Below are 18,349 nucleotides of genomic sequence, written 5' to 3'. Positions count from 1 at the left end.
CCCCCCCCCCCCCCCCCCCCCCCCCCCCCCCCCCCCCCCCCCCCCCCCCCCCCCCCCCCCCCCCCCCCCCCCCCCCCCCCCCCCCCCCCCCCCCCCCCCCCCCCCCCCCCCCCCCCCCCTTTTTCAACCAGAAGACGGCATACGAGATGGTAACGCAGGTCTCGTGGGCTCGGAGATGTGTATAAGAGACAGGGCAGGTACCAACAAATGGTGTTGTTGAACAATATGTGCTGGAAATGGCTAGCAATTCAAGCTTTAATAATCCTATTGTAGGCTCGCCATTTACGCTTACTGGAACCTCACAAAATATTGCGGGTCTTTTATCGGGTACAGATTATTATTATCGGGTATCAGCCCAAAAAAATACAGGTATTGCTCAAAAAGGAGCTTATAGTGCCGTTACAAAAGCAACCACTGCTTTAGCGTTCGATTATTTAAATGCGCTTTCCATCAATAACATTAATTTTTCTCCAGTTTTTAGCGCTACTCAATTTACTTATACTGCCATAACGGCCAATGCAGACTTTCAGCTATTGGCCGCACAGCCCAATGCCGGTTCAATCATAGAAATGAAAGTGAATGGAGGAAGCTTTAGTACACTCACTAGCGGGGTGTTATCACCTGCAATTCCCTTAAACTTTGGGGTCAATACCCTCGAAGTAAAAGTAACGGATGGTTCATCAAGTAGAACTTATACTTTATCCATTAATCGGGTTAGTCCAACCACTCGTTATGTTAGCCAAAATGGTGCAGGTAACAAAGATGGTTCTTCATGGGCAAATGCTTCAGACGATCTGCAGTTAATGATCAACAATTCATCTATGTATGATATGGTGTGGGTGGCAAAGGGCATTTATATTCCCAAACGGAAAGCAAACGATGTAAATACCATTGCGGTCAACGATCGAAATAATGCCTTTTTATTGAAAGCAGATGTAGAGGTGTATGGCGGTTTCACTGGCGTCGAACAGTTCCTGTCGCAAAGAGATTTAAATATTCAAGCAAATAAGACTACACTTAGCGGCGATTTTCAGGGAGATGATCTATTAATAGGTAAAGGTTTAGGTTTAAGCATGCAAAATATGGCCGATAATGCTTATCATGTAGTGGTTAGTGCAGGGCCTGTAGGAACAGCATTGCTTGATGGTTTTACCATTTCTGGTGGTAATGCCCTTAGGTTTGGATCTACAGAGTATATCACGGTAAACGGCGTATCGGTTTACACGGGGAATGGTGGTGGAATAAGTTGTACTGAATCTTCGCCACGATTAAGTAATCTGCAAATCATCGGCAACGCTGCTTATGTAGGTGGTGGAGGTATAAGTAACCGATCTTCGTCGCCATTAATTGAAAATGTAATCGTTTCCCGAAATATAGCTACTGGGCATAATGCAACTAGCTTGGGCGGGGGGATTGTAAACTATAGTTCGTTTCCTATTATAAAAAATGTAATCATAGACGGAAATACAGGATACTCTGGTGGCGGGATTTATAATAAGGGTGGTTCTAATGCTATTTTTACCAATGTTAGTATTACTGATAACCATGCGGTAAAAGTATTTAACTCTGGTGGTGGTATTTGTAATGAAGAATCATCGCCCATTTTAACCAATGTATTATTTGCCAACAACACGGGTTTAGAAGGTGGGGCGATTTATAATGGCTATACCAGCGTACCTGTTTTAACCAACGTGACCATTACTAAGAATACAGCTGATGCAGGAGGTGGCATTTATCATTACGACAACTCGTTGAGCAAGATTCGGAACTCCATTATATGGGGCAATAATAATGGAATTGGTAATCCGGGGGCTACTACAGTAGAATATAGTCTGGTGCAGGGAGGCTTTTCAGGTACTGGTAATATTGCCGCCGATCCTCAATTTAAGGATGTAAATGGGGATTATCAATTGAGAAGCGGAAGTCCAGCCATTGATGCGGGCAGTACCAGCTACTATGGTAATGCCGAATCGCCTAATATCTCGACGATTACTAAAGACTTGGGCGGTAACAAAAGAGTGCTTGGTGCCGGTATTGATATGGGCGCTTATGAAATCCAAGAGCTTATTGCTGCATTAAATTTTGATGGCGTAGATGACAAGATTAGCTTTAATAGCAACAATACAGTGTCGGGCGCATTTACGGTACAGGCTTGGGTACGTCCTACAGATTTTACCAAAACCATGCATGTGTTGAGTACCAAGTTTGCTGGAGGTTATGGTTTTGACCTGCAGTTGAAACAAGGTAACACCATTCACGCAAATATAGGGTCTGCTAATGCTTGGTTAAGTAATACGGCCGATGTGACTTATGATTACAGTGCTGGCAGATGGATGCATATTGCCTATGCGGTATCTGCTACGGGTTATCAAATCTATGTGAATGGCAGCCTTAAGCAAAGTGGTACTTTTTCGGGCACTCCTTTGCTAATGGATGCTAATCATCTTTTGCAATTAGGTTATAGTGGAACAGAAAACACCTATTTCAAAGGCGATATGGATGAGGTGAGAATTTACAACAAAGCCTTGAGCGTAGAAGAAATCAATAAAGAAATGATGAACGCTGTGACTACTTTGCCGCTTAATCTGGAAGCACATTATAATTTTGATGAAGGTGTCCCGTCTCTAAATAACGCCGCAAAAACAATATTGGAAGACCAAGGAGCTAATGCACGAAATGGTGTGTTGAGTGGTTTTAATTTAAGTGGAAATAGTAGCAACTGGGTAGAAAGCTATGCAATGGTTTTGCCAGCAGCAGCAGTGCCAATCAGCTTGTCGTCATCCTCTTTCGAAGCTCGTTGGGGATACCCTCAATTGGGCATTGTAGATAATGGCTATGTATTGGAGGTAGCCACTGATGCTGAATTTACCACACCTGCAGCAGGTTCTCCTTTTATGGTGGCTGCGCAAACAAAAACAATTACTGGCTTGGCAGCAAATGCCACTTACTATTACCGAGTGGCGGCAGACAAGCAAAGCGTTACTGGACAGGGAGCGTTCTCTCCAGCCATAGCGGTTACCTTACAAACCTTCAGCCCTCCAGGGAATGCCTTGAATTTTGATGGTAGCGACGACCATGTAGCGATGCAGCCCCAATCTACGGTGGTGAAGGGCAATTTTACCGTAATGGCTTGGGTAAAACCAGGACATGCGACTAAGGCGATGCATATTTTTAGTACCCGAGAAGGTGGGGATAATACTTTCGACATGCAATTAACAGGAGGAAATAAGATACATGGCGATATTGGGAAAGGCACTTCATGGATGACTAATACCGCAGATGCCAATTACAACTATCCAATTAATCGCTGGTTGCACGTCGCTTATGTGGTATCTCCTTCGGGCTATAAAATCTATGCTAATGGGAAAGAAGTAGGCAATGGCACTTTAACGGATGAAGCGGTGTTGCTTGATGCTGCACATTATATTACTATTGGTAAAAATGCCTCGGAAAATACCTATTTCAAAGGGAGTATTGATGAGGTAAAGCTATACCGTGCGGCTTTAACCGAAGCTGAAATTAAGATGGATATGTTGAACAATATTTCTAATCCAGCGGCTTTGGTAGCTTATTATAACTTTGATCAAGCGACTAACAGCAAAAGCGATGTACTTACCGACCAAGGGAACAATGCTTTTAATGGCAGTGTAAAGAATTTTGAATTGGCAGGCAATACCAGTAATTGGATAGAGAGTTATGCCATGGTGGTGCCAACTGTAGCTGATGCCACAGCAGTTACCTTCACCAGTTTTAATGCCAATTGGACTGCACCGGTAAATGGTATTGTAGATAACGGCTATATTTTAGAGGTCGCTACGGATCCTAATTTTGATTTGCCAATTACAGGTTCTCCATTTGCCGTAAATGCTTTAACAAAGGAAATTACGGGCCTAAACGGCAATGCAACCTACTATTACCGTGTTAGGGCAGATAAAACAAGTGTCAGCGGTCAGGGCGCAATATCAGCTACTGCAAGTGTGTTGACCACAGAACCTGTTTTACCAGTGGTTTTGCTAAGCTACACGGCCAGAAAGGAAAATAACTTTGCCAAACTAGAATGGAAGACCACCAATGAACGTAACAACAAAGGTTTTGAGATTTGGAGAAAAGTGGAAAGCTTAAAGCTGAAAGTTGAAAGCGGGGATAACGACGGGTTTGTGAGGATAGGTGAGGTATCGGCAGCTTCTTATAACTTAGAACCTAAAACTTACAACTTTACAGACAAACAGCCCCTAAACGGCACCAACTACTATAAACTGGTACAAATAGACAATAATGGCACAACAACAGAATTGGGTATTAGAACAGTAAACTTCGGTCTTCCGACATCGGACATCCGACTATATCCTAATCCCACAACAGATCAGGTGACGATCCGTTTTACAGCTGGTACGTATCAACAGTTGGAGTTGTCAGACCCTATAGGCAGGGTATTGCAACGTTATGAGCTTGCTAAAGGAATAGAAGAATACACCGTTAGCTTGGGTATTTATCCATCAGGTACCTATCTATTGAAAGTAAATGGCAGAGAAGGGAAACAAATCATGAAGGTCATTAAGCAATAGGATCTAGAAATATATTCTTGATGTTTTGGTTAAATTTTGTCCAGTTTTATAAAACTGGACAAAATTGTACGTTTAAAATTTAGGGACAAGAAACGTGTGGTTTAACTTTGTGGTTAAAACCAAACTACACTGCATGTATAAATCTTTACGATTTCTAACCATTTTATTAATATCCACATCCTCTTTACTTAGTAAAGCGCAAACGCCCGATACCAATAATATTTTATATGTAAATGTCAATGTTTCGGGCGGTACAAGCAGCGGCAATTCTTGGGCAAATGCCATTCCGCAGTTGGCTGATGCCCTGAAATGGGCAAGGCAACAAAACAACTTTACATCAGGCAACCCTTTAAAGATTTACGTTTCCAAAGGCACTTACAAGCCAATGTATAATGCGGCAGATGCCAGTTTTACCACCAACGCCAACCGTGACAATGCCTTTGTAATGGTCAATAACGTGCAGCTCTATGGAGGTTTCGACCCTGCAAACAATATTGACGACCTGACCCATACACGAGATTATACAAACACGATATTAAGTGGCGACATCGGAACTGTCGGAACAGCAACCGACAATACCTATCACGTTCTCATTTCTTCGGGAGGTATCGGAACAGCAAGATTGGATGGTTTTATGGTTACGGGCGGTTATTCTACATCATCTAATTCCGGCTTGGTTACGGTAAACAGTAATGCGATTTACAGGTCTTATGGTGGCGGAATGTATAACGTATCTTCCTCGCCCGTTGTTACCAATTGTAGTTTTACAAATAACGTATCGCCATACGGCGGTGGAATATTTAATGTTACCGATGCTGCTCCAAGCATTACCAATTGCAGTTTTACTGGCAACAACTCCAGCGGCTATGGCGGCGGAATGGCTAACCAGAGCACCTCGTCTGCACTTACTGTTTCGGGCTGCACTTTTAGCGGTAACAACTCCAGCGGTTACGGTGGTGGCATGTACAATTATACTTCATCGCCAACCATTACCAATTGCAGTTTTATAGGCAACTCGGCAGGCAACTCCGGTGGCGGCATGGCTAACCAATCTTTAGCTTCGCCAACTATTGCCAATTGCAGTTTTACAGGCAATACGCTTACTACTTCTTTCGGTAGCGCAATGTATAATGCTTCTTCTTCGCCAGCCATTACCAACAGTAGTTTTACCGGCAATACGGGCGCTTCTCCTGGTTATGCAATATACGACAATAGTTCTTCTTCGCTTACGCTGACCAACGTAATCATTGCCAACAACGGTGGCAATGGTCTTTTTAGTCTGAACAGCACTATTGCTATGCAAAACAGTATTGTGTGGGAAGCGATAAACGGAACTTACACGCCAAAATACTCTTTGATAAAAGGCTCAACGTCTACCAGTGACGGCAACATCAAGGCAGTAACTTATAGCGCAACCGATATTTTTACCGATTATTCGGGCGGCGATTATACGTTGAAGCCCAATTCGCCGGCAATAAATGCGGGAAGCAATGCTTTGTTTGCGGGCTTAAGTGCAAGCACGCTCGATTTGGCAGGAAATCCTCGTGTTTATAATTATAATCAAAGCGGTGTTATCGATTTAGGGGCGTATGAATATCAGAATATTTTGCCCAGCACCAATAATATTCTCTATGTAAATGCCTATGTTTCTGGCGGAACAGGAACAGGAAATTCTTGGACAAACGCAATCCCGCAATTGGCCGATGCTTTGAAATTTGCAAGAATAAACAACAATTATACTGCTGCAAATCCTTTGAAAATTTACGTTGCCAAAGGTACTTACAAACCTATGTACAATGCAACTGACGGAAACTTTACCGCAGACGGTGGCAGGAAAAATGCCTTTGTAATGGTAAACAATGTACAAATCTATGGCGGATTTGATCCTGATAACAACATTAAAACATTAAATGATGCCCGTATATCTCCCTCTTTAGGAGGAACTGGCTCTGTTTTGAGCGGTGATTTGGGAGTAGCCAACGATATTTCCGACAATGCTTACCACGTGGTAATGGCATCGGGCAGTATTGGAAACGCCCTTTTAGATGGCTTTACCATTACAGATGGCAATGCCAACGGTGGCACCAACACCACGGTAGGGGGCAACAGTCTTAGCGATAACCATGGTGCAGGTATCTATAATTTCGGTTCATCGGCGGCATATAAAAATCTGGTCATAAAAAACAACAAAGTAGAGTGGGACGGTGCCGGTATGATTAATCAAAACGCCTCGCCTGTGGTTAGCAATGTGCTTTTTACCGGCAATTATGCCAAATACAAAGGCACTATCATCAATTATAACAATTCATCGCCGGTGCTTGTCAACGTAACCATTACAGGCAACACGTCCGACAATTACAGCGGTATCTTTAACGGCAGTTCTACCACATATATCTACAACAGCATTATTTGGGATAATAAGATAAACGGAAATGCCGCAACAGCAGGGGCCGATATTGCCAACGATGGCGCAGGACACGCCACCGTAAAAAACAGCATTACCCAAAGTTACACCACAGGCAACACCGCCGATAATAATTTGGTAAACACAAACCCTTTGTTTTTCAATGTTGCCAATGGCGATTATACCTTGGGGACTGCTTCGCCTGCAATTAATAAAGGCAGCAATGCCTATTACACCGATGTCGACAAAGGCAATGGAAGTTTGACGGACAAAGACCTTTTGGGCAATAAAAGATTGGTAAACAGCAGCATTGATATAGGTGCTTACGAAAACCAAACCGTACTAACCGAACCCGATGCCAACAATGTTTTATACGTAAACTTTAATGCCACAGGCGAAGGTAGCGGCAACACTTGGGCAAACGCCATACCGCAACTTGCCGATGCGCTGAAATGGGCAAGAGCAAAGAATAGTTTTACAACGGCTAATCCCTTAAAAATATACGTTGCAAAAGGCACTTACAAGCCAATGTATAATGCGGCAGATGCAAGTTATACCACAGACGGCGGACGGGACAATGCCTTTGTAATGGTAAAAAATGTACAATTATATGGTGGGTTTGCCGGAACGGAGACGGCTTTGGAACAAAGAAACTGGGCGGCAAATGCCACCATCCTTAGCGGCGATATAGGAACAGTTGGCGTAAATACCGATAATACATACCACGTTGTGGTTTCGTCGGGCGAAGTGGGCAATGCAAAGTTAGACGGCTTTACCGTTACGGGCGGATATAGTACAGCAGGTAACAACCAAAATATTTCCGTAAACAGCTATGGGGTTGCCAGATATTACGGTGGCGGAATGTTTAATTATTATGCTTCGCCTACTGTTACCAACTGCATTTTTTCCGCAAATACGGCTTATTACGGTAGCGGAATGTTTAATTATTATGCTTCGTCCACTCTTACCAACTGTGGTTTTACAGGTAATAAGGCTGATTACGGTGGCGGAATGTTTAATTCTTCTTCTTTGCCTATCATTACCAACTGTAATTTTACCGCAAATACATCTACTTTATACGGTGGCGGAATGTATAATGCTTCTTTTTCCTTGCCAACCATTACCAATAGTAGTTTTACCGGAAATTCAGCACCAACTTACGGTGGTGGAATGTATAATTCTTCTTCCTCGCCAACCCTAATCAACACCACAATTGCCAATAACGGCAGTGGTGGTTTTTATACATACAGCGGAACGCCTATTTTGCGAAACACCATTATTTGGGAAACCGTTACGGGTAGCTATATCGCAACATATTCTTTGATAAAAGGGGTAAATCCTACCGGTACAGGTAATATAAATGCCACAAGTTTGGCAGTAACCGATATTTTTAAAGATTATGCGGCCGGTGATTATACGCTTAAAAACGGTAGCCCTGTCATAGCCAAAGGCGATAACCAATTGTATTGGAATGCCGTTAACGGCGGCGTTGCACCCCCCTCCTCTGGAGGGGCTGGGGGAGGCTCGGGGCTTGATTTGTCTGCCAATCCTCGTATATACAACTATGCCACAGGCGGCACTATTGATATGGGCGCTTACGAATATCAGGGATTACTTTCTCCCACAATATCCGGTTTTGCTGACATTACCAAAACCTACAGCGATGCCGATTTTACCTTAACAGCCCCCACAAGCAGTAACAACGGAGCATTTACCTATACGGGCAACAATACTTCTGTTTGCACCATTAGTGGTAGTACGGTAACTATTGTAGGGGCAGGAACGGCTACTATTACCGCCACGCAGCAGGCATCTGCAGACTACGATACAGGCACAAAAACTTTAACGCTTACGGTAAACAAAGCTAGCCAAACCATCAATTTTGCTGCTTTAGACCCCAAAACCACCTCTACTGCCGATTTTGCCCTAACCGCAACAGCAAGCAGCACTTTGGCAGTAACTTACACCAGCAGCAACACCGCCGTTGCCGAAGTTTATTGGAACAGCGGTTGGAAAGTAAAAATAAAAGGCGAAGGCAATACCAATATTACCGCAAGCCAAACCGGCGATAGCAATTATTTGGCGGCAACAAATGTAGTGCAGCAACTTACCATAATAGGCGCACCACTTCCAGTAACTTTGGTTAGCTATAGTGCCAAACTAGAGGGTAACTATGCCAAACTAGAATGGAAGACCACCAATGAGCGTAACAACAAAGGTTTTGAGATTTGGAGAAAAGTGGAAAGCTTAAGGCTGAAAGTTGAAAGCGGGGATAACGACGGGTTTGTGAGGATAGGTGAGGTATCGGCAGCTTCTTATAACTTAGAACCTAAAACTTACAACTTTACAGACAAACAACCCCTAAACGGCACCAACTACTATAAACTGGTACAAATAGACAACAATGGCACAACAACAGAATTGGGTGTTAGAACAGTAAACTTCGGTCTTCAAACCTCTGACATCCGACTATACCCTAATCTTACAAAAGACAAGATAACCCTAACCTTTACACCAGGCAAGTACCATTCGTTAAGCCTAAGCGATAATCTGGGCAGGGTATTGCAGCAGCGAAATATTAGCACTCAATCGGCTGGCGAAATAGTGAACTTGTCTGCCTATCCAACAGGGGTGTATTTTGTAAGGTTGCAAATGCAAACCGCAAGCATAGTTAAAAAAGTAATTAAACAATAAAGCTGTATATAACCAAAACCCCATTTAAACATCATTGTCGTCAAACGTTATTCTTCTTGAAGAAAATATTATACTTATTTTTCGTGCCATGGAATTTGGATTCCTTTGCACAAAAATACCCATACGCTTGGCAATGGTAACCACCTCAGGTTGATGGAAATGGGGAAGCCTTACCAAAAAAGTGAGTAAATAATAAAAAACAATAAAATTTTATATCCTGTAAGCTTGATGCTTATAGAGTTTTTTGTTGGACTTGTACAGTCTAATATCGTCAATTTGCTTCTATGTATTGTTCTTGTTACTTTTGGTTATAATTGTTTAACCATGGTGCCAATATCCCTTATTAAAAAGCATATCATCATAGGTATATTCTTTTTGTTGGCATTTTTTCAGGCATTTGGCCAACAAAAAAACGATACGCTTTTCAACAACCAGGGTCTCAAAAAATTAGTAGCGCTTAATAACTGGTATTATCGTAATGTCCGTCAATACGATAGTATAAAGGCTTTTCAGGCATTTGATGATTTACAGAAGCGTGCTACAAAAACAGATGACGAGATTTGTTTGGCGGCAGTAACTTTTTATCGTGGGCAGTATTTGGCCATTAAGGGCAATAATGATAGTTTGGGCATGAGGGATATGGAGCTGGGAATTAAAATGGCAGAGCATAACCAACAGACCCTGCAGGCGGCCGAGTTTTCCCATCATTTGGGCTATTATTATTTTATCAAGGGAAAGTATAGCGCGGCGCTTTCCTATATGCTCAAAGCTAACTATGTATTTCAGCATATCGGTTACGGACAAATAGAAGAACCTGGCTATTTATTGTACCGCTTGGCCTTCGTATATTATCATTTGCGTAATTACCATGAGGCTTTAAAGCATTTGCAAACCGCTTTAAAATATCCTAAGAACAGGACGGTTGTAGATATATATATCCTTAATACCCTTGGGCTGAGCTATCGAGAACTGTATCGGCCTGATAGTGCCAAACATTACTTTTTATTGGCCAAAGCCAAGGCCGTTGCTACGAGAGATACGGCTTGGATGGGGATTATTTCTGGAAATATCGGTAACCTTCACCTTAAAGCGCATGATTATGCGGGTGCCTTTCCTTTTTTTGAGCATTATTACAAATACAGCCTAATTTCCAAAGATAAAGCCTGCATTGCCGAAGCAATGATGGGACTGGCAGACATTGCTGTTTTTTATGGGCATTACGATGAAGCATTGAAGCGTTTGAAGGAGGCTGATGCTACTTATCATACAAAACCTGGAGAGGTACAAGTAGAAGATTACATCAAACTGGGCTATTTGTATAATATTTTTTCCCGAGCGTGGGAAGGAAAAGGGGATGCCCAACAATCTTTGTACTACCGTAAGTTGGCAGATGGAGTAAGAGATAGTATTGACCGTAGGGTACAACTCTCCAACAATGTTGCTATTCAGCAATTGCTGGAAGCCGAGCAGCACAACAGTGAAATAAAGCTGCTCGAAAAAGAAAAGCACACAGCTTTGCTGAAACAGTACTTTTTAGTTGCTGCCACCATTTTATTGATCATTATCTTTTTGTTGATCTACAATAGACAGTCGTTAAAACGAAAAAGGGACAAAGCGTTCCTTGAAAAGAAAGAGGTGATACTACAAGCGGAAAAAGAGAAAATAGAGGCCAACCTGAAACATGCTACCGCCATGTTAAATAGCTATGTGGAAAACCTACAACAGAAAACGGCCTTGTTAGAGCAGGTACAGATCAAAATGCAAGCATTGCAGCAAAGTGCCGTTGATCAGGATGAGGAGCTTCTGTTTTTACAAAGGCTTAATTATGCCACCATTTTAACTGAAGATCAATGGCATGAATTTAGAGAACTGTTTGAGAAAGTGCATGCTGGCTTTTTTATTAAGCTGAAAACCGCTTATCCACATCTTACGCCAGCAGAAACAAGGTTGTGTGCATTGACCAAATTGCAATTAGGTACCAAAGAAATAGCCGCCATATTAGGGGTAAATGCGGATACCATCAAAAAAACACGACAGCGATTACGTAAGAAAATAGGTATTGCCGAAGATATAGGCTTGGAAACGGTCATTAATAGCTTGTAATCACTTTTCCTTTCCTATTTAATGGAGATTTATACATGCTCTCCGCTGTGGGGTTTCTCTCCCTCAAGGGAGAGAGTTGTGCTTGGGATAACTGTTCCTTTACTACTGCATCATCTCGCATTTGGAGAGCGCTAACAATAAAAACCTATCGCTAGATGTGTCCACCTCTTTGAGTGTTTATCCCGATGCATCGGGAGGGCAGGAGGAGGAAAACCATAACTCTATAAGGTAGCTTTATAATAGCCTCTTCATCAAAAATCCACTGATTGATTGTACTACCTCATCGCTATGTCTGAAAAGATCAATAGGATTGGTGAGTATAGGTTGTTTTTCAAGTGTTTGAAAATGAATTTGTTGTGTAATTGTACCCCAAATTATCCCCCCTCTCTATAACAATAAAAATATACTCGAAACTTACCTTGCGGTATGTAAAGTAGCAAGCTGCTATTGAAGAATTAAATTTAAAATATGAAGAAGTACACTCTACTGTTCTTATGTTTTGTAGTGATACAAAGCTATGCGCAAACCACACGCTATGTAAAAGCCGATGCTACCGGTGCTAATAACGGTACCAGCTGGGCAAACGCCTATACCAATTTCCAAATCGCTGTTAATGCTGCTTCCTCAGGTGATGAAGTTTGGGTAGCTGCGGGTACCTATCAACCTGCAAGTGGACAAGCTTTTGCAATGAAAGAAGGCGTAAAAATATACGGTGGTTTTGCTGGCAATGAAGGAACATTAGGCGCACGTAACTGGACAAGCAATGTGACAATTTTGCAAGGTAATGGTAGTTACGTGATCAAAAATGAATTGAATGGACTGACTAATGCTGCTGTTTTAGATGGTTTTACAGTAACAGGGGGAAGTGCTGTTGTTGCGGGTGCAGGAATGTATAATGCCAGCAGTTCGCCTTCGGTGGTTAATTGTACGTTTTCGGGCAATACCGCAACTTATGGTGCAGGCGCCATATACAACTACCAATGTTCTACGCCACCTATGATCACGAACTGTATTTTTTCCAATAATAATGGAACTACTTATGGTGGAGCAATATATAATGTGCTTTCTTCGCCTATCATTAGGGGCTGTACTTTTAACAATAACACGGCAGTAACAGGTGGTGGAATTTATTATTCTAATCAATCCGTGCCAAACATCAGTAATTGTACATTCAAAAATAATGCGGGGAGCACTGCTGCTGGAGGAGCTGTTTATTATAATGGTAGTGGTGTAACGAGTAACGCTTATATTAGTAATTGCTTATTTACAGGCAATACTTCCAATGCCGGGAGTGCTATTGGTTATGGCGATCAGGCTGCCAATAACCTCATCATTACCAATTGCACTTTTTATAATAATACAGGTAGTGCTGCGGTATATGCCCGCTTTTGGAATGCTGGTTTGAGGCCCATTATTTTCAATAATTCTATCGCTTATGGCAATACCTCCTTTTTTGATAGAACTGCTAGTGGAGGAGAAATCCAAGTAAATTATTCATTGATACAAGGTGCATCTTGTCCTGTTGGTGGCACTTGTAATGCTGGCGTGATTTATAATCAGGACCCTAAGTTTGTAGATGTTGCTGCAGGTAATTTTAAACTGAAGGAGTCTAGCCTAGCGGTTAATAAGGGTGATAATAGCCTTTATGCGGGGTTGAACAGTACTACCTTGGATTTGGCGGGTGGTTTACGATTGTTAGGTGCGACTATAGATATGGGAGCTTTTGAAAGTCCTTACAATCCTGTTCCTGTTCCTGATGCAGGTGGTATTGTTTATGTCAAACAAAATGATGCAGGTAATCTTAGTGGAAATAGTTGGACCAATGCCGCTCCTGAATTGGCAGATGTTCTTAAGGCTGCGAAAACTAATTCGGCCATTCAACAAATATGGGTGGCTGGAGGTACCTATAAACCATTATATAGCCCTGCTGATAATAATTTCGGCAGCGCTGATGGTCGAAATAATGCATTTCTGCTGGTATCTAATGTTAAAATTTACGGAGGTTTTGCAGGCACGGAAACTACACTTTCACAACGAGACTTAACCATAGTTGCCAATAAAAGTATATTAAGTGGAGATTTCAATGGTGACGATGTGATAACGGGTAGTGGTGCTACACTGAACATTGCTGGCAATAGCGAAAATGCTTATCATGTAGTCATTTCGGTAAACAATGTAAATGGTGCCGAACTTAATGGGTTTACCATTAATGGCGGAAATGCAAATGCCGCAACAAATATAGTGGTGGGCACTCGCACGCTTAATGCCAATTTAGGTGGAGGTTTGCGCAACCATACTTCATCGCCAATACTAACCAATCTTAGCTTTGTAAACAATTCGGCTATCAATGATGGAGGAGCAATGTATAATACCTCATCGTTGCCAAATATTAGTAATACTAATTTCTCAGCCAATTTGGCCGCCAATGCTGGAGCGATGTATAATTTAGCTTCACCGCTGAGTATCAGTAATACCATTTTTTCTGGTAATTCAGCTCAAGCTGGTGGCGCCATCGTTAATATTTCATCATCATCAACTATTGACAAGGTTACCTTTTTGGGTAATTTTGCCAGTCTTAATGGGGGAGCGTTATTTAACAACAACTCGTCACCCGTGATTTCCAATAGTTCCTTTACTGGTAATTCGGCCACTACTAATGGTGGTGCGGTATATAGTTTATCTTTATCGCCTAAAATTAATCGCAGTACTTTTACAAGTAATACTGCTGGTGCTTACGGTGGTGCCATGTTTAACAATGGAGCATCGACCATTATGCATAACAGTTTGTTGGTAAACAATACTGCACAGATTAATGGCGGCGGAATATGGCATCAAGATGCAAATAATGCTTTACTACAGAATTGTACCTTGTACGGTAACACGGCTAATGGCAGCAATGCTGTAGGGCTGTATATTAGTAATGGTAGTGTAAATGTGTATAATTCTTTACTTTGGGATAACCCCGTACTGCAATATGCTACCGCTGGCAGTGGCAGTGTAAGTCTAAATTATAGTTTGATAAAAGGTAATACTAACACTGTCAATCATAATATTGATGCTTCTGGTTTAGTTGCCTCACAAATATTTAACGATATTTCTAATCAGGATTTTACGCTAAAATTTGGTGGACCAGCGATTAACACTGGAAGTAACAGTCTTTATACAGGGTTGAATGGTAGTTTGTTAGATTTAGCAGGTAATGCTAGGGTATATAGGTTTACAAACGGGGGCATTATTGATATAGGTGCTTATGAATATCAAAGCCCACAAGTTACACCTGATGCTAATAATATCATTTATGTAAATAGGAATGGACAGGGCGGTGTAGGGAATGGTGATAGCTGGATCAATTCTATGGCTCAACTCTCTGACGCCTTGAAATGGGCGAGACAGCAAAATAATTTTACGGACGCCAATCCACTAAAGATTTATGTTGCTAAGGGGATTTATCAGCCACTTTACCACGCGGCCGATGCGAGTTTTGCCATTGATGGTGGACGTGATAATGCGTTTGTACTGGTGAAAAACGTACAGTTGTATGGTGGTTTCGCAGGGACGGAAAACAGCTTGAACGAGCGTGACCTTAAGCTAGTGGCCAATAAAACAATCCTTAGTGGTGATTTAAATGGTGATGATGAAACCACATCAACCATTACGGCTAATGCTGACAATACCAATCACGTTGTACTTGGTGTAGGTAACGTAGGTTCGGCTATACTAGATGGATTTACGATTGTTGGCGGTCATGCCAATACCGCAAGTACCATCGTGGTGAATGGCCAAACCATCTATCAAGATAGAGGTGCAGGTATTTATAACCAAGGTGCTTCGCCGAAAATTACCAGTTGTATTATTTCAGGACATACCGCTACGGCAGATGATACGGGTGCAGGTATTTACAATTATTTTGCTTCGCCCTTAATTACCAATACTTTAATAACAGGGAACAAAACCTTGGGTACTGCCAGTGGCGCAGCGATGTATAGTACCTATTCGGCTCCTAAAATATTGAATGTCACTGTTGCGAATAATAACGGTGCGGGTACTGCCAATGCAGCAATTTATCACAATCTTTCTTCGCCCACCATAGGTAATACCGTGGTTTATGGTAATAGTAGTGGTATTCTAGAAAATACTACCGTACAAGCACCCGCTTATCAAAACCCTACAGTGGCCATTAATGATAATAGTACTGGCACCGACCCTTGGAATAACCCTGGCAATGCACTTACCGGTAATAACAGCTATGCCACCATGTCAAATGCGGCGCAGTTGATAGGAGGTACCGTAAGAAATAGTCATTTTTTAACAGTGAAAGGATTAGGGTTTAATATACCGCCTAATGCTGAAATATTGGGTGTTGAGGTAGAAATCCGAAAACTTTCTAGCGATAATACAAGTAGTAACTATACTAGGGATTTAGATTTCAGGTTGCTCAAAAATAACCAAGTGGCAGGAACTAACCAAGCTAATATTGGTGTCAATTGGCCTACATCGGAAACGGCATTTACTTATGGTTCCAACGGGAGTCTTTGGGGGCTTATCTTAACGCCGTCTGATGTAAATGCCAGTGATTTTGGAGTGGCCATTGCGATTACCTCAAGAGCTGCTGGATTATTGTTGCCTACCGTGGTTTCTTATATCGAACAGGTAAGGATAAAAGTTTCTTATCGAGTAGATGCGATAACTAGCGTAAGTTATAGCATCATACAGGGAGGATTTGCTGGTACTGGCAATTTGGATATAGATCCTAAGTTTGCTAATCCAACGGCTTTTGCTGCAGCTCCTGTTAATACTGGCAATTATATCCTGCATGACGAAAGCCCTGCCATTGGTGTAGGTAACAATTTGTTATATACCAATAACGGTGGTAATTTAACTACAGACAAAGACTTGCTCGGGAATAAGCGTTTGTCTGGTACGTCTATAGATATGGGTGCTTACGAGTATCAAGAATTGTTAGCTACGGTATTGTCTAACTTTGCCAACATTAACAAAACCTTTGGCGATGCAGATTTTGTACTTACCGCACCTACCACTAATAGTGATGGAGCCTTTACTTATACCAGTAGTGATGAAAATGTGGCTACAATTAACGGAAGTACAGTAACCATTGTTGGCGTGGGAACTACCACCATTACCGCTGCACAGGCGGCTACAGGAAACTATGCTGCGGGCAGTATTTCACTAACACTAACAGTTGACAAAGCAGACCAAACCATCAGCTTTGCTGCTTTAGCCAATAAAACCTATGGCGATGCTGACTTTAACCTCAATGCTACAGGCGGCGCATCGGGCAATGCGGTTACTTATACGAGTTCCAATCCATTGGTAGCAACTATTGCAGGCAATACCGTAACCATTGTTGGAGCAGGTAGTACCGCCATCATCGCCTCGCAGTTGGGTAATGCCAATTATAACGCTGCAATCAACGTTCAGCAGACCTTAACAGTTGACAAAGCAGACCAAACCATCAGCTTTGCAGTTTTAGCCAATAAAACCTACGGCGACGCAGACTTTGACCTAAGTGCTATGGGCGGAGCTTCTGGTAATGTCGTAACTTATACCAGTTCCAATCCATTGGTAGCAACTATTTTAGGCAATACCGTGACCATTGTTGGAGTGGGCAGTACAACTATTACAGCCTCTCAGTTGGGTGATGCTAATTACAATGCGGCAGCAAATGTTCAGCAGACTTTGACGGTGGGCAAGGCAGATCAGACCATCAGTTTTGCAGCCCTTAATCCAAAAACTACCAATACGGCAGATTTTGCCCTTACAGCTACTGCAGGCAGTGGCCTGTCTGTTAGCTATAGCAGTAGCAATACCACTGTAGCCGAGACCTATCAAGATGGCGGTGTCTGGAAAATAAGGATCAGGGGTGCCGGAACAACGGATATTACTGCCCAACAGGCGGGTAATGCCTACTACCATGCGGCCGCCAACGTGGTACAAACCCTATTGGTGGTGGATCCTGTACTACCTGTTGTGCTGACCAGTTATACGGTCAAGATCTTGAACCAGACAGCTAGGCTAGACTGGATCCTGTCTTCAGAGAAAGAGAACAGGAAGTTCGTCATCTATCGCAGTGGAAGTGATGGTATTTTTAAGGCTATAGGTGAGGTGCTGGGTCTGGGCAATACCAGTGCAGACAGGAGCTATTCTTATGTAGACAGGCAGCCCCTTAATGGTAATAACTATTACAGGTTGGTGCAGGTTGGTAATGATGGTAAGGAAATGGATTTGGGCACGAGGGTTTTGGCCTTCAGTCTTTCAGCTCAGAACCTGCGCCTGTATCCCAATCCTACACAGGGCAAGGTGAATATTGCATTTTCGTCTGGCCAATACCATTCGATGAGCTTGTCGGGCGTTGATGGCAAGGTTTTTCTGAAGGTGCTATTGAGGCCTGATCAGACAGAGCTGGTTTTGGACCTGTCGGCCTATCCAGTCGGAGTTTATTTTGTTAGATTGTCGGGCCGGGAAAACAGTGATTCCCGCAAGGTGGTTAAACAATAACGTTCTTTATCGGACAGATCTTTAAACCCTGTGGGCATATAAGCTTGCAGGGTTTTTAATAACATTA

Annotated in this window: 5 protein-coding genes; all 5 read left to right on the top strand. The window is 42.4% G+C overall.

The window, feature by feature from the left end:
• Positions 1–220, top strand: a 220-nt coding sequence (locus JHD79_RS17005; RefSeq protein ID WP_199120501.1) for a hypothetical protein, incomplete at its 5' end; no start/stop codon positions are given.
• Positions 221–236: 16 nt separating this feature from the next.
• On the top strand, positions 237–4,565 hold the full coding sequence (locus JHD79_RS17000; RefSeq protein WP_199120500.1) for a LamG-like jellyroll fold domain-containing protein: 4,329 nt from the start codon (positions 237–239) through the stop codon (positions 4,563–4,565).
• A 133-nt stretch (positions 4,566–4,698) separates the two neighbouring features.
• Positions 4,699–9,663 carry a right-handed parallel beta-helix repeat-containing protein gene (locus tag JHD79_RS16995; RefSeq protein ID WP_199120499.1) on the top strand — a complete coding sequence of 1,655 codons (4,965 nt, stop codon included), beginning with the start codon at positions 4,699–4,701 and terminating at the stop codon, positions 9,661–9,663.
• Between the two features lie 324 nt (positions 9,664–9,987).
• Positions 9,988–11,766 carry a tetratricopeptide repeat protein gene (locus JHD79_RS16990; protein ID WP_199120498.1) on the top strand — a complete coding sequence of 593 codons (1,779 nt, stop codon included), beginning with the start codon at positions 9,988–9,990 and terminating at the stop codon, positions 11,764–11,766.
• 468 nt (positions 11,767–12,234) lie between these two features.
• Positions 12,235–18,282 carry a choice-of-anchor Q domain-containing protein gene (locus JHD79_RS16985; RefSeq protein WP_199120497.1) on the top strand — a complete coding sequence of 2,016 codons (6,048 nt, stop codon included), beginning with the start codon at positions 12,235–12,237 and terminating at the stop codon, positions 18,280–18,282.
• Positions 18,283–18,349: the final 67 nt, after the last annotated feature.

Source organism: Pedobacter sp. ASV28, from assembly GCF_016428855.1.
Lineage (GTDB): Bacteria > Bacteroidota > Bacteroidia > Sphingobacteriales > Sphingobacteriaceae > Pedobacter.
The sequence above is the reverse complement of the archived record's forward strand: the minus strand, read 5'-3'. Positions and strand labels throughout refer to the sequence as shown.